This window comes from Paenibacillus sp. 1-18 (genome assembly GCF_000520755.1).
In the GTDB taxonomy this organism is placed as follows: domain Bacteria; phylum Bacillota; class Bacilli; order Paenibacillales; family Paenibacillaceae; genus Paenibacillus; species Paenibacillus brasilensis.
Genome location: NZ_ASSB01000324.1, coordinates 23,634 through 38,150 on the forward strand (window position 1 = coordinate 23,634; position 14,517 = coordinate 38,150).

General features: G+C 45.7%; 11 protein-coding genes and 1 pseudogene. 6 read left to right on the forward strand and 6 right to left on the reverse strand.

The genetic code is table 11. The features are described from left to right. Positions 1 to 49: 49 nt before the first annotated feature. Both ppdK and L693_RS0120905 read right to left on the reverse strand, forming a co-directional pair. Positions 50 to 2,722 carry a pyruvate, phosphate dikinase gene (ppdK, locus tag L693_RS0120900; protein WP_025719665.1) on the reverse strand — a complete coding sequence of 891 codons (2,673 nt, stop codon included), beginning with the start codon at positions 2,720 to 2,722 and terminating at the stop codon, positions 50 to 52. 321 nt (positions 2,723 to 3,043) lie between these two features. Beyond that, positions 3,044 to 3,601 carry a GNAT family N-acetyltransferase gene (locus L693_RS0120905; RefSeq protein ID WP_025719666.1) on the reverse strand — a complete coding sequence of 186 codons (558 nt, stop codon included), beginning with the start codon at positions 3,599 to 3,601 and terminating at the stop codon, positions 3,044 to 3,046. A 270-nt stretch (positions 3,602 to 3,871) separates the two neighbouring features. Here L693_RS0120905 and L693_RS31655 point away from each other — a divergent pair. From L693_RS31655 to L693_RS0120920, 3 genes and pseudogenes are all read left to right on the forward strand, one after another. Further along, positions 3,872 to 4,208: pseudogene (locus tag L693_RS31655) on the forward strand (hypothetical protein). 25 nt (positions 4,209 to 4,233) lie between these two features. Next, positions 4,234 to 5,010, forward strand: coding sequence for an AraC family transcriptional regulator (locus tag L693_RS0120915; protein ID WP_025719668.1), 777 nt, complete (start codon positions 4,234 to 4,236; stop codon positions 5,008 to 5,010). Positions 5,011 to 5,025: 15 nt separating this feature from the next. After that, positions 5,026 to 5,433 (forward strand): DUF2000 domain-containing protein, encoded by a 408-nt coding sequence (locus L693_RS0120920; protein WP_025719670.1) that lies wholly within the window; start codon positions 5,026 to 5,028, stop codon positions 5,431 to 5,433. 86 nt (positions 5,434 to 5,519) lie between these two features. On the opposite strand, the gene L693_RS0120925 is transcribed toward L693_RS0120920, so the two are convergent. Next, on the reverse strand, positions 5,520 to 7,031 hold the full coding sequence (locus tag L693_RS0120925) for a methyl-accepting chemotaxis protein (protein WP_025719672.1): 1,512 nt from the start codon (positions 7,029 to 7,031) through the stop codon (positions 5,520 to 5,522). Positions 7,032 to 7,282: 251 nt separating this feature from the next. Further along, positions 7,283 to 8,545, reverse strand: a complete 1,263-nt coding sequence (locus L693_RS0120930; RefSeq protein ID WP_025719674.1) for a cation:dicarboxylate symporter family transporter — start codon at positions 8,543 to 8,545, stop codon at positions 7,283 to 7,285. Positions 8,546 to 8,755: 210 nt separating this feature from the next. On the opposite strand from L693_RS0120930, the gene L693_RS0120935 reads away from it, so the two are divergent. Further along, positions 8,756 to 10,060 (forward strand): sensor histidine kinase, encoded by a 1,305-nt coding sequence (locus L693_RS0120935; RefSeq protein ID WP_025719676.1) that lies wholly within the window; start codon positions 8,756 to 8,758, stop codon positions 10,058 to 10,060. A 4-nt stretch (positions 10,061 to 10,064) separates the two neighbouring features. Then, on the forward strand, positions 10,065 to 10,994 hold the full coding sequence (locus L693_RS0120940; RefSeq protein WP_025719678.1) for a response regulator: 930 nt from the start codon (positions 10,065 to 10,067) through the stop codon (positions 10,992 to 10,994). A gap of 65 nt (positions 10,995 to 11,059) precedes the next feature. Here L693_RS0120940 and L693_RS0120945 read toward each other — a convergent pair whose 3' ends face one another. Together L693_RS0120945 and L693_RS0120950 are read right to left on the reverse strand one after the other, a co-directional pair. Continuing rightward, a complete protein-coding gene (locus tag L693_RS0120945; protein ID WP_025719680.1) occupies positions 11,060 to 11,578 on the reverse strand; it encodes a MarR family transcriptional regulator in 519 nt (172 codons plus the stop codon). A gap of 76 nt (positions 11,579 to 11,654) precedes the next feature. Continuing rightward, complete coding sequence (locus L693_RS0120950; protein WP_025719682.1) at positions 11,655 to 13,175, reverse strand: monooxygenase; 1,521 nt, start codon at positions 13,173 to 13,175, stop codon at positions 11,655 to 11,657. A 311-nt stretch (positions 13,176 to 13,486) separates the two neighbouring features. On the opposite strand from L693_RS0120950, the gene L693_RS0120955 reads away from it, so the two are divergent. Next, on the forward strand, positions 13,487 to 13,984 hold the full coding sequence (locus L693_RS0120955) for a DinB family protein (protein ID WP_025719684.1): 498 nt from the start codon (positions 13,487 to 13,489) through the stop codon (positions 13,982 to 13,984). Positions 13,985 to 14,517 lie beyond the last annotated feature (533 nt).

The window sequence follows — 14,517 nt, forward strand, 5'->3', positions numbered from 1 at the left end:
TTAAATTCAGGACGAAGGCCGCTTTCAATATACTATTAAAATGCATCAACTACAATGCGGACAACGCTCCCACAGGCTGCTCCGCTCTGACAAGCAAGGTTGCTTGGGCAGCAGCAATGCGAGCGAATGGCACCCGGTATGGTGAGCAACTGACATAGTCCAATCCGCTGCGGTGACAAAAGAGAATAGACTCACGATCCCCGCCATGCTCACCACAGATACCTGTCTCCAGAAAAGGTTTCTTGGCTCTGCCTTTGGCAACAGCCCATTCGATCAGCTTGCCTACGCCATCCTGATCCAACACCTGAAAAGGGTTCGCTTCCAAAATATTTTTTTCCATATAGGAGCCGAGGAATTTGCCTTCGGCATCATCGCGACTGTAACCAAAGGTCATTTGTGTCAGATCGTTGGTTCCAAAGGAGAAAAAGTCAGCGTATTGAGCCACGCTATCTGCCAGGAGGGCGGCTCTTGGCACCTCAATCATGGTGCCCACCCGATACCTGAACCCTTTAAATTCCTCGCTAAGCACCTGAACGGCTACCTTATCCACCAGCTCTCTCATTTGCTTGAGTTCATTGGAGTGGCCAACCAGCGGAATCATAATCCCCGGTCTTACATCTACACCCTTGCGCAATGCTGCTTCCGCAGCCTTAAAGATTGCTTCAATCTGCATGTCGTATATCTCTGGAAATAGAATGCCCAGCCGAACACCGCGTAGACCGAGCATAGGGTTGATTTCTCGCAGTTCGTGTACCTTGGAGATGGTGTTTTTAAGACGTTTGAGCTCCTCGGTATGGTCGCCGGAAAGCTCAAGCTCCCGCTGTCGCTCTTGAAGCTGTTCCAGATTCGGCAGGAACTCATGTAACGGCGGGTCCAGCAGGCGAATCGTCATCGGTAAACCATCCATCGCACTAAACATAGCCTCAAAGTCAAATTGTTGCATTTTGAGCAGACGATTCAAATGAAGCATCCGCTCCTCCTGATCATCAGCCAAAATCATCGCCTGAACGATAGGCAGACGATTGCCCGAGAAAAACATATGCTCCGTCCGACAAAGCCCGATGCCTTCGGCTCCAAACTCTCGGGCTTTGACTGCATCGAGTGGCGTATCCGCGTTGGTGTAGACCTTCAATGTCCGAATTCCATCCGCAATCTCCAGCAGCTTCAGCAGCTCCGGTGTGATGGCCGGCTCGCTCAGCGACAGACTGCCTTGGTACACCTGCCCGGAGGTCGAATCAATCGAGATATTATCCCCTTCCTGAAAGGTCAGGTTACCGATGCTAACGCTCCGACGGTCCAGATCAATGCTCAGCGCTTCACAGCCGCAAATGCAGGGTTTCCCCATTCCTCTTGCAACCACAGCAGCGTGACTGGTCATCCCTCCACGACTTGTTAGCACTCCTTCGGCGGCAATGATTCCATGAACATCGTCGGGTGAGGTTTCCACACTGACCAGGATGACCTTCTGCCCATCCTTCGTCCAGTTCTCTGCCGTATCTGCGTCAAATACAATCCGCCCACTTGCTGCGCCGGGCGAGGCAGGCAGACCTTGGGCAATCGCAACCAGCGGTGTGGAAGTATCAATGGAGCGATGCAGCAGTTGATCCATGTGGGACGGCTCGATCCGTTGGATCGCCTCCTCTTGGCTGATAATCCCTTCCTCCACCAAATCTACTGCTATTTTTACAGCCGCTTGCGCTGTTCTTTTGCCGCTGCGTGTCTGTAGCAGATACAAATTACCTTTTTCAATCGTGAATTCGATATCCTGCATATCCCGGTAATGACGCTCCAGCAAGGAAGCCAGCTCCTCCAGACGATCATAAACTAGCGGCTGCTCCTCCAGAAGCTGGGCAATCGGATTGGGTGTTCGCACGCCGGCAACAACATCCTCGCCCTGGGCGTTTACCATATACTCGCCATACAATTCGTTTGCGCCTGTGGAAGGATTGCGGGTGAACAGCACCCCGGTTCCACTGTCATTGCCAAGATTGCCAAACACCATCGCCTGAATGTTCACTGCTGTTCCTTGTTCATCCGGAATGCCGTAAGCCTTGCGGTACACCTTGGCACGCATATTGTTCCAACTGCGGAATACAGCCTCTACCGCCAGGTGCAATTGCTGATACACATCCTGTGGAAACGGCTGGCTGCTCCGCTCTACGACAAGTTCTTTGTAATTTGCGATCAATTCCTTCCATTCTCCTGCGCTAACCTCCTGGTCATTGGCACGCCTGTTGGTTAGCTTATTTTGCTCCTGCAGCTGTTCAAAATGGATGGCGTCTATACCTAGCACGACCTCGCCAAACATTTGAATAAACCTGCGGTAACAGTCATAGGCGAAGGTTTCATTTCCTGTCTGTTTTGCCAATCCACGCACGGTTTCATCATTCAGACCCAGATTCAGAATCGTATCCATCATACCGGGCATCGAGGTTACCGAGCCTGAACGGACAGATACCAGCAAAGGCCGCTCCGTATCCCCGAATATAGCCGACTGGGCTTCCTCAACGTCGTGCAGAGCAATTACAATTTCCCCCAATAAGCCCTCCGGGAGCTTGCCGCCGGAAGTAAAGTAGGCTCGACACGCCTCGGTAGTCACCGTAAAGCCGGGAGGGATCGGAAGACCCAGTGTCGTCATTTCCGCGAGATTGGCGCCTTTTCCTCCTAGTAGCGCTTTCATTCCCAACTTACCTTCGTTAAATGAGTACACTCTTTTTAGCATTGAATTCATTCCCTCCACTTATCGAGATACATGCCTGAATGGATCAATATGTCTATCTAAAGTTGTAACACATATCAGGAGGTTATTTCAACATATATGACGTAATATATGCTAATGACATTCATTAATGATGTTTTAATCAATGCATGGACTTATTTATAAGATATTTTAATTCGTCAATAAACGAATATTGGTTTTAAAAATGATTCTATGCCGTGAAGCCATAACTAACCTAAGAGACTAAAGTAAAAGAGGCCGCCCCACCGTCATCTTGGATGACCTCTGGGACAGCCCCTTTGCTCAGTTCAGGCTTAATTTTTCCTATGCCTCTGTTAGCATCTTTTCAAAAATATTATAGCCGTCTGTTTCACCCTTATACGTATAGCCGCATTGTTGGTAAAACTGACTAAGCTTGTCATTCCCTGCAATACAATCTAACCGAATTCGATCCTTGCCTGTGAAACGGATGCCTTGTTCAATCCATTGCATCAGTTCACGGCCCAATCCCTTCCCGGCTCTATCCCGATCTACAACCAGACGATGCAAATATACTGAGGTTCCTTCCACGGTATCATCATCGTCTAACCCCCACAACCTACAGTCCCAGGCACTGGGCCGCTGTTGCAGGATCACTGCACCCGCCAATGCATGATCCTCTGATGTCCGGAAAACAATGACTTCTCCACGTGCAATAGCCCCTCCCAGGTTGTGGTCATCTTTCCCTTTGAGTAGATTCCCCCATTGCGTGGAGCCTTGGCTATGCAGCCATCTGGCCGTCTTTAAAATTAACTCCTGAACCTCTTCCTGATCTTTAGCGATTGCCTGAAAAGCTACTAATCCTGGTTTGACGGATGATTGGACAATAGTCAATGATGTCATGCTGCACCTCAACTCTCTCATTATGTATAAGAACTATATCATAAAAAAAGAGAACCCGTGAGCTCCAGCCCTTGGTGGAGGTACACCAGCTTAAGAAACATTTTGTAACCGTCAAGGATCATGGGTTGTCAGCATCCTTATTGAACTGGAATTCGTCTTCTTTCTTTTGGCTGCCTTGCGTAAGAAGTGGAATAATCCTGCAATAATATACTATATGCCTTTAATATCAAGATGTATATTTTATGAGAATACTTTAACAGGAGTGTGCGCATGAATATTACATCTTTTTTGATATACTGCCTTATCGTTACATTTACACCTGGACCTACTAATCTCATCATATTAACCACAGTGCATACTTTTGAGACAAAAAAGGCAATGAAATATATATGGAGCAACTGTTGCTTTTGGTTTATTACTTGTTTTTTCTGCTATGTTGAATACTGTGCTTATAACGGTAATACCAAGAATTCTAATTGTTATGCAAATAATGGGAAGGCTTCTTTTCGGTACATTGTTCAAGGAGTTTTTACAGAAGCATAAAAAGACTGTTCATGCAATTATGGCATTATTTTTAGTTTATACTGCAATAGTGGTATGGATGTAGGTGAACCAATCAAGAGGTGAACTATATGGATAAATTTATATATAAAAAATCGGCAGGTATTATCGCGTTGTCAGCCAGTTTTACTGATTTTATGTATAAAAGGCACGCTCACAGGGAATATGCAATCGGTGTAACATTACGTGGTATTCAACAGTATAACTTGGATGGCAGTTTGCAATCATCCTATCAAAATGGTGTTATGCTTTTCAATCCGGAACAGGCACATGACGGAATGGCTTATGATAAGACAGGTATTGATTATGTTATGTTATATATTGAGCCACCATTGTTTTTAGAGATTCTTGAGAAAAAAGATATAGTACGTTTTTCTACACCTATTGTGTATAATCATAGACTTGAACAAAGAATATTAAATCTTTCTAATGCAATATTAAGCGGAAAAGATGAGGCTTTGTGTAATGAATTACTTTTATCCCTCACAGATAGTCTTTTCCAAACGAATCTTTGTATAAACGATAAGAAAGATAACGATTTAATTAAAAAAGCGAAGGATATAATTCAATTCAAATTAGAAAGTGTCCTAAAACTTGACGACATCTGCAAAGAACTTGAGATGTCAAAATTTAAGTTTATCAGATTATTCAAGGCTAATACTGGGATTTCACCATACCAATACTTTCTTAACTGCAAGATAGAACGTGCAAAGCAGTTAATAGAAAAAAACAAAGATATCTATTCGGCAGTAGCTGAATGTGGTTTTGTTGATTTAGCACATTTAAATAAGCACTTTAAAAGCATATATGGAACAACTGCATTTGAATTTATGTCACATTTAAATTGAGGAGGAGTTTTTACAATGGAATTGGATACCAAAATTGTAGTTATACTTAGAGATGACCTCTTAACATGGCAAAAACTCAATGTTACAGCATTTTTAATGACTGGAATTGGCGGTACTCAAAATATGATTGGTGAATCTTATATTGATGGTGATGGAGTAGCTTATTTGCCAATGTCACAGCAACCGATTATGATTTATTCTGCAAGTGGCCAAGAGTTAAAAGATATCCTAAGAAAGGCCCTTACTAAAGACGTTAATATGACGATCTATACCGAAGAGCTCTTTAAGACTTATAATGATGAAGACAATCGTGCGAAGGTTGCAGAGTATAGAACGGATGACTTAAACCTTGTAGGTATGGGTATGATAGGCAAGAAAAATCATATTAATAGGTTAACAAAAGGACTTAGTCTACATGATTAGATGAGCAGCTCAGGAGAATTTTATGGATCTTCCAAAAACAGTAAAGAGACCGAGCCTAAAGCCCGGTCTTACTCCTGCACACACCCTTACATCGTTCTTGCAAAATCAAGCAATGCTTTGGACATGCTGTTAATCTCGTCCGTAGCTGCATTCACCTGCTGCGTTAGCGCGGCCTGTGTCTGCGTCAACGTAGACATGTTGCCGATGTTATGCAGAATCCGCTCGATGAGCAGCTTCATTTCGTCCAGGCTGGTCTCGATATTTCCGGTCGCATCAGCACTGTGAATGGCAAGCTTTCTCACTTCATCTGCAACCACGGCAAAGCCGCGCCCCTGATCACCCGCACGCGAGGCCTCAATGGCAGCGTTCAGACCGAGCAGATTCGTTTGATTGGCAATCTCTTTAATGAAGTTGGAGATGTTCTGCGTCTCTTCTGCACTGACTTTGGCCTGATTCGCCGCCTCAGTCGATTGCTCTTGAGCCGTAGCCAGCTCCTGCGCCTGGTTGCTAACTGAATTGACACCGTTCACCATTTCCGCAATGGAATCGGAGAGATGCTGTATTTTGAGTGTGAGCTCGTCCGCAACGGCCCGCTTTTGTTTCTCCAACGTTACATCACGGATGGTACCTGCCATGCGAATTGGCACTCCCTTACTGTCACGTATGCTTCCCCCACTATTATAATACCAGCGATATTCTCCATTTTTATTCTGCAAGCGGCAAGTTACTTCATAGGGAGTACGATCAGTAAAATCGTTCAAATGGTCGGTCAAAGCTTTAAACGCTATTTCAACGTCATCTGGATGCAAGCGTGAACTCCAGCTACTAAGCACACTCGGGAAATCCTGCTCATCTGTAAAGCCCAATGTGCGACGGAATTGCGGGGACCACCAAAACTTATTATCCGGGTTCTCTATATCGCTATCAGCCAAAATGATATCATACGGAGCCTCAACCAACACACGATTGATGAGATCGTATCTTGTAACCATGGCCTCCAATTCTTCAGACTTAAGCTTTTGGTCGTGCACGTCCAATAAAGCCCCGGCAATACGAAGCGGTACTCCCTGCTGATCGCGAATCGTCGTTCCGGTGGCCCGGAACCAGCGGTATTCTCCATGCTTCAGCTTCAAGCGATACTGCACGTCATAAGGAGTCGTTCCCGTATAGTCCAGTAAATGATTGGACAAAGCTGCCAATGCCGAGTCATGATCTTCGGGGTGCAGACGGGATGCCCAGCTGTCCAATACATCCGGGAAGTCCTTTTCGCTCTGATATCCCAGCATTGCACGGAATTCTTCTGACCATGTGAATGTATTACTTGGATTGACGGGATCACCCGCAATCACCTCCATGTCCCACAAACCAATTTCGATGGCCTTGGTAACAAGCTTCAAACGGATGTCAACATGCCTGGCATCATTTTTCATGGACTCCAGCGCTTGGTTTACATTGCTTGCGATCTCTTGAAGCTCGGAGGATGCAGAGGATAGTTGTATTGCGGCAGAGTAATCTTTCTGCTGTATTCTTTGCGATAATTTGCGACTTTCTTCTACTAAAGGGGCCAGTGAGTGGGTCTCATTTTTTTTGAAAATCATCTATGAATCTTCCCTTCTAAGCCAGTATAAAAAAGCTATAATTTAAATATCGGAATTTTATTAGGAATCATTATAAATAAAACCAAAATAAATTAGGTATTAAGGACTATTTTTCGAGTCTATATACCTATATTTTCATAAAAATAAAATCGAAATATGTCGAAAAATAGAGCTGGTTAGCAAGCACATGCAACAAAAAAGAACACCCCTGCATTCTTTCGCAAGAGTGTTCTGTAAGTCAACCATTCAACTTATTGACTGTTATTTAAGGAAGCAGCGTACTCCTCGCCTTTTTCCTTATCATATTCGCCTTCCCATTTGGACATGACCACGGCGGCAAGCGAGTTGCCTAATACATTGACTACTGTACGCGCCATATCGAGAATACGATCAATACCAGCGATAAAGGCCAAGCCTTCCAGCGGAATGTGCACTGATCCCAGCGTAGCGAGCAAAACGACAAAGGAAGCGCCCGGTACGCCTGCCATACCTTTGGAAGAAATAATCAGCACCAACATCAGCGTGATCTGTGTAGTGATCGGCAGGTTAATACCATACATCTGGGCGATGAAGATCGCAGCCAGCGCCTGATACAAGGTGGAACCGTCCTGATTAAAGGAATATCCTATCGGAATGACAAAGGAAGTAATTCCTTTCGGGCATCCGAACTTCTCCATTTTCTCCATGATCTTGGGCAGGACACTTTCCGAGCTGGCCGTTGAGTAGGCAAGCAGCAGCTCGCTTTTCAAAATTTTGACCATAGTCCAAAGACGAGTACCGCAAAGCTTGGCGATAATTCCAAAAACAATCACAATGAATAGCAGCATGGCGCCGTACACCGACAAAACAAGCTTCAATAACGGCCACAATGAGGCCAGCCCAAACTTGGCTACTGTCGTTCCAATCAGTGCAAATACACCGAACGGAGCCAAGCGCATAACCTGATTGGTTACCCAGAACATAGCGTCGGCTACGCCTTCGAAGAAATTCAGCACAGGCTTGCCCTTGTTGCCAATCGCCGCTACCCCTAGTCCGAACAAGACGGAGAAAAAGATAATAGCCAGCATATCCCCTTCGCCCAGCGCTTGGAAAATATTAGTAGGAACAATATGGACAATCGTATCCATAAAGTTGTGGCCTGTACTTTCCGCCGTCTCCACATATTTATGGATATCACTCTTAGCCAGGTGGGACATATCCACGCCTTCCCCGGGACGAACCAGATTCGCAACGAGCAATCCGAAAAGGATGGCAATGGTCGTCACAATTTCAAAGTACACAATAGACTTTCCGCCGAGCTTGCCCAGCTTTTTAATATCTCCGACGCCGGCTACGCCAATAACGAGCGTTGAAATTACAATCGGCACGACAATCATTTTGATCAGACGGATGAAAATATCACCGATCGGCTTTAAGTAGACTTCCACCCCTGAATTGCCGTAAAATAAGGCGCCAATAATAATACCTAAAGCCAGTCCGATAAAAATTTGCATTGTCAAATTTATCTTTTTCACTTTGTGCCCCCCTGACTGAGTTGTATATTTTTGCAGTATGCTGTTCTTAATATTCAAATGATGTTATTTATACTACAATCTGAACTATGAAAACCGACAGTTTTCTACACATGTATTTGTTTTTTTCTATAAATTCACAAACTTTAATGATGAGCCTGTGAATTTATCTTACATTGCCTTTCTGAAACAAATACCCGGAGGTGAATATGGATGAAACTAAATACACTTCTTTTCCTGCTGATGCTTATCTTTGTACCACTGGCAGGTGAGTTGAATATTCACCCGTTCGATAATACATTTCGTCTCAGCTTCGGTACGCCCGTATTTTTTTTCTTTCTGTTATCCATTCGTCATATTCCGCCTGCATTATCGGGAGTGCTTGCAGGAATAGCTGTAGTCGTCTTTCGCATTTCACTCAATCATTTCCTCCAGCCCGGGTCTTCCTTTGAAGAGTTGCTGACTTTGCATGGACCTACCTTTTTTTATTACATGGTCTACGGTCTGCTCTTCCAGGTTCTTAACATTAATGCTGAGCCTTACCGCGCACTCCGCGTAGGCATCCTTTCTGTGGGGATTGAGGTTGCCGCAAGTGTAGCGGAACTTAGCATCCGGCGGAGCATTGACGGCGATTTCTGGGACATCATCAAGATCAGCAAGGTCGCTCTCATGGCCATGATCCGCAGCTTCTTCGTGCTTGGGTTCTATAATATAATTCGCCTGAACCAGTCCGTCCAGCATGAAGAGGCACAAAGACAGCAGACTGAGCGAATTTTACTCCTTGTATCGGACTTGTATGAGGAGTCCGTCCAGTTAGGCAAAACCCTGTCGCACGCGGAGCAGATTACCCGTGAAAGCTACGAGCTGTACCGTGAGCTGCAGCAGGATGAATCTCTGAAGGATAGAGACCATTACGCTAGACAGGCACTTCGTATTTCAGGACAGGTCCATGAGATTAAAAAAGACAGCCAGCGGATTTTTGCCGGTTTGTCCAAGCTCATTGATTCCGAAAGTGAAGTGCATTATATGACTTCGCAGGAGCTTGGCGAGCTGATCGTCCGAACGAACAGCAAATACGCCCAATCGCTGGGCAAGTCCATCCGTTTCACGCTGAATTTCGATCCTTTATTGCCCAAGCTGCATGTTTATACAGTTCTGACACTGATTAATAACCTGACATCCAATTCAGTGGAAGCGATGAAAGACAGCGGAAGGATTGACGTGTCCATTCACTTTTTGCCAGAAAAAGAGGATATAATATCCTTTAGTGTCACCGACAACGGCCCAGGTATTCCTCCGCGCAAACGGGAAATGGTCTTCACACCAGGGTACACGACCAAGTATGATGAGGAAGGACAGCCTTCGACCGGCATGGGATTGTTTTATGTGCGCGAGGTCGCGGAGAGCCTTGAAGGAACGATTGAGCTTCAACTGGGTGAAGAAGAGGATACAGATAGGGTACAGACTACTTTTAGAATCATATTGCCTTTACGGAAACTGACGGAGAAAGGAAGATAGTCCGATGCGTTTTTATATTGTAGATGACGATCAAGGGATTCGTTCTATGTTGGCAGACATCATTGAAGACGAAGGTCTGGGGGAGGTCGTCGGGGAAGCAGAGGACGGTTCCTATGTGAATAGTGGCCTGCTGGAGCTGAACCGGATTGATGTATTATTGATTGACCTGCTGATGCCGCTTCGTGACGGCATTCAGACGGTGCGCGCGCTCGGTGATCAATTCAGTGGAAAAATCATTATGATTTCACGAATTGAATCCAAAAACATGATCGGCGAGGCCTACTCGCTCGGTATTGAATACTATGTTGCCAAGCCCTTGAACCGATTGGAAATTATTGCGGTCATTCATAAGGTGGCCGAACGTCTGCGAATGCAGCAGTCGATTACAGATATCCAGCGCACACTGCAAGGGTTGTCGATGTTCACATCAAACAGCCCATCAGCAACGCTAGAACCGACTCGAAACATTGTGACTTCCGGACAGTTTCTACTCTCGGAAATGGGAATGATCGGCGAAGCGGGAAGTATGGATTTGCTAGACATGCTCGAATATCTGGACCAGTATGAGGAGGAAACAGGTAATCTATCGCCTCATCTGCTCCCGCCGCTCAAGGATATATTCGCTAATGTAGCGTTGAAACGGTTGGGACCCTCGGCCTCTGCGGCAGAGCTAAGCAAGGAAATCAAGGCATCGGAGCAGCGTGTCCGCCGCGCGATATTCCAGACACTAAGCCATATCGTATCGCTCGGATTGACCGATTATACCCATCCAAAATTCGAAAATTATGCGTCCAAATTTTTTGATTTTACGGAAATTCGCAAAAAAATGCTGGAGCTGCAAAACAATGTAGAGCCTTCTCTGTCCCAAGCCCGAATTAATACAAAAAAGTTTGTACAAGTGCTCTATACGGAAGCCAAACGACTATTACACTAAAAGCAAAAGCACCTGTATCCCCCACATGTGTCTACCACAGAGGATTAAACAGGTGCAAATCGCTCTTATTTCATGTCCTTTGGCTCCAAATTCTTGTCTTGCCACTCCATAGCTTCCAAGAAGCCAATGCCATCGGACAGCATACGCTTCAAGACATCCAATTCCTCCGAACTGTAGCGACTTAAAAATTCAAATAACTGATGCTGTACCTTAACATGCAGCCGTTCATGCACGAGAAAGAGCTTTTTCCCCAGCGGGGTTAGACGAAGATAAATTTCTTTTTTATTGTCGTTAAGCTGGGCTCTGCGAATCCAGCCTGCCTTGATCAGCTTGGTGCTGACTTTCGATACCGTACCTTTGCTCAGCTCAATCCGATCCGCTAATGTCGTCACATTAATCGGCTCATGTCTCCCGATACAGTCAATGACATGGACATCGGTGAGATTGAGTGAAGCTATCCCATCAAAATGCTCGTGGATTTCTTCGAGAAAAGACAAGCCCTCTCTCTGCTGATGCTGCTCCAGCTGGTGATTCATCTTAATAAGCAAATCATAGACATACTGAACTGCTGCGGTTTTTTCCATACAAACAAATGGTCACTCCTTTGGCATACTCCTCCCTTCATTATAACCCCTGTTTGTTTCGCTGGAAACAATATAGTTATAGCAATACCGGCTCTCCCCCACACCAGCGCGCGATGCCCTTCCCGATGGCACTTAACACATTCGTTGCTTCCACGGAAATGGCCCATGCAATATAACCATCCGGGCGTATGAGCACTGTATGGACATCGCTCCAGCCTACGGGCAATTCCTCGGTTACAGCCTCCACATATGACAGGTGCGCAAGCGGGGTATTGCATAGCTCGCCCGCTACTTTGGCATCCTGCGCCAGATGGAGCAGTACAAAACGGCCCTCATGGAGGAGATCATAGGCATACGATTTCGTTCCATCATTCATCAGCAGTGGAAAATCGGCAAACCGTTGCCCGTTCAGTGGATGCTGTGGCACCTCCTCACCTGCCGGATAACATACATCCAATGCACTCACTTGCTCTGCCATGGAACTATTGATTTCCGGATGACGGAACCATTCCTCCTGTAGCTGACGGTGCGCCAATACAGCAGACGTAAAGCCCAATAAGTGAGTCTGAATCTCCGTATTCCGCAGAAGCTGCGTGTTAACAGGGTACCGTTCGTCATGATAGCTATCGAGTAACGTGTCTGGAGCCCAACCCCGAATCACTCCTGCCAGTTTCCATCCCAGATTTGCAGCTTCTTGTAAGCCTACATTCATCCCCTGTCCTCCTGCCGGGAAATGAATATGTGCAGCATCCCCCGCTAACAGGATTCTCCCCTTGCGATATGTTTCAGCCTGCCGCGTAGCATTTCCGAACCGGGATAGCCAGCGAGGATTGGATACTCCAAGGTCTGTACCCAATACATTGCGCAGTTCTGTCTGAATTTCTTCCAGCGTTACAGGCACGTCTTTCGAGACACGCATCAAATGGGGTGTAGTCAAAACAATCCGATAAACATCCGGTGAAACGGGGACAATCATCGCTCCCCCGCGCTCTGTGTATTCGGAACGCACCCTATTCTCAGGAGGAACAGTCAGCTCTACATCCCCTAAAACGGCGGTCAGAGTGGTATCTGTGCCCGGAAAAGCAATGCCCGCCTGCTTCCGTACGATACTGCCCGCCCCATCGGCTCCTACGACATAAGCCGCAGTCATGACCGATACATTCGCCTGCGGGCCGGACACGTGTACACTGACCACTTCCACACCCTGATCCTGCTCCCGTACAGATACCACCTCCTCACCACGACGGATGACAACTCCCATCGCTTTTGCATGCTCTTCGATCACCTGCTCTGTCATGACCTGTGGGATAAACAAAGTATAATTAGATGAACTATCAAGCATCGAAAAATCTAAACGAGTATCCAGCATTGCAAAATGTCCTGTACTTATAGGTCTGCCATGCTCCATAAATCGTTCCTTCAATCCACGTATATCAAACATCTCAAGCGTACGTGGATGTAGCGTAAGCGCGCGTGATTGAGAAACAGGCTCCTCTAAACGTTCTATTACACAAACGCTTACCTTAGCCAAGGCCAGCTCAGCAGCTAGCCACATCCCAACAGGACCCCCGCCTACGATAATCACTTCATAATCCATGCTTCACACTCCTTTGTATAAGTTCATGCCCACCACCTAATCATTTCGTTCGAAACAATATATACATACGAAAATCTCCCCTATAACATTTTCGCATCCATATAAAATCATATCTGTCTATGATATTTTGTTTCTCTTGAAACAATTTTATTTTAATTAAATTGATAATAATTATCAACTGTTTTTTTAAAAGTTTATTCCTCTCTCCCAAAACACACTCGCAATTTTTATTTTTGGAAATTAAATTGTATAATCGTTAAATGAATGAGAGCAAGCCAGATATAGGCTCTCTATAGAAGGGATGATGATACATGTCAGATGCAAACCAATTATTCGGCCAAGCACTGGTTAAATCGCTGGTTGGTGAACGCGGACATATTCGAGTGGCCCGGGCATTACCGGACATTGATGTCGAGCTGGCAGGGAAGAAAAATGCAGAAATACCTTACAGCATTTATCAACTGTTGAAGCATATGATCTACTGGCAGCAATTTATGCTGGAGCATTTGGAAGGACGGAAGCCTCAGCTTCCCGGCAATGTCATGGAAAGCTGGCCCGAAGAGACCGGACCGCAAAGCGAAGAGGCATGGCAGGCTGTCATTAACGAATTTTTACAGGGCGTAGATCGGGCTGTGCAGATTGCCGAAACCGCGCAGCTGGATGATTCACTAGCTCATTTCCCAGGCGAGACAAAAGCGGGCCTGCTGCGGAATATTGCTTCTCACAACTCGTACCACTTGGGCGAAATCGTACTGCTGCGTCGTATTTATGGGGCTTGGCCACCACCAGGAGGCGGTTTTCCCGCATAACGAAAATACTCTCAGTAGCTTTATACGATAAAAGCCTCTCGATATTTAGGCACAGCGGGGAATGCATCCGCGTATCCTATGAGGAACCCGTTCCCCTTGTGCCCTGCTTTCTTCATATTCATCCTAGCTTGATTTGCAGCCATTCTTGCGTAATCAGGACTATTCGACCAACGGTTCCCATCATGCAAGGTTAAGAGAGGTTCCGATGATATGAAAAAGCACTTATATTTAAATCGCAATCTCATCTGTATGATTGTTATTAGCCTTATTGCCAACATGAGTGGGAGTATGATTCTTCCGCTCTTTGCGACTTATGTAGAGCAATTCGGGATATCTGCATTCCGTATGAGTATTTTAATTGGGGGCCATTGTTTCTCCGATCATCGCAGGTGCGCTCTTTGGACGTTTTAGCATAAACGCCCCCTTTTATTACAATATTATTTTGGTGTTTATTGCGATTGTTATCCAATATTCATGCGATTAAGGTCGCAAACCTCAAAAAAACAGGCCACTTGGATAAACAAGCGACCTGT

Bases quoted from the DNA above. Each gene is read 5' to 3' on its own strand.
- L693_RS0120950 (WP_025719682.1), bottom strand. From the start codon at position 13,175: ATGGATTATGAAGTGATTATCGTAGGCGGGGGTCCTGTTGGGATGTGG.
- L693_RS0120955 (WP_025719684.1), top strand. From the start codon at position 13,487: ATGTCAGATGCAAACCAATTATTCGGCCAAGCACTGGTTAAATCGCTG.
- L693_RS0120915 (WP_025719668.1), top strand. From the start codon at position 4,234: ATGGATAAATTTATATATAAAAAATCGGCAGGTATTATCGCGTTGTCA.
- ppdK (WP_025719665.1), bottom strand. From the start codon at position 2,722: ATGCTAAAAAGAGTGTACTCATTTAACGAAGGTAAGTTGGGAATGAAA.
- L693_RS0120925 (WP_025719672.1), bottom strand. From the start codon at position 7,031: ATGATTTTCAAAAAAAATGAGACCCACTCACTGGCCCCTTTAGTAGAA.
- L693_RS0120935 (WP_025719676.1), top strand. From the start codon at position 8,756: ATGAAACTAAATACACTTCTTTTCCTGCTGATGCTTATCTTTGTACCA.
- L693_RS0120920 (WP_025719670.1), top strand. From the start codon at position 5,026: ATGGAATTGGATACCAAAATTGTAGTTATACTTAGAGATGACCTCTTA.
- L693_RS0120905 (WP_025719666.1), bottom strand. From the start codon at position 3,601: ATGACATCATTGACTATTGTCCAATCATCCGTCAAACCAGGATTAGTA.
- L693_RS0120945 (WP_025719680.1), bottom strand. From the start codon at position 11,578: ATGGAAAAAACCGCAGCAGTTCAGTATGTCTATGATTTGCTTATTAAG.
- L693_RS0120940 (WP_025719678.1), top strand. From the start codon at position 10,065: ATGCGTTTTTATATTGTAGATGACGATCAAGGGATTCGTTCTATGTTG.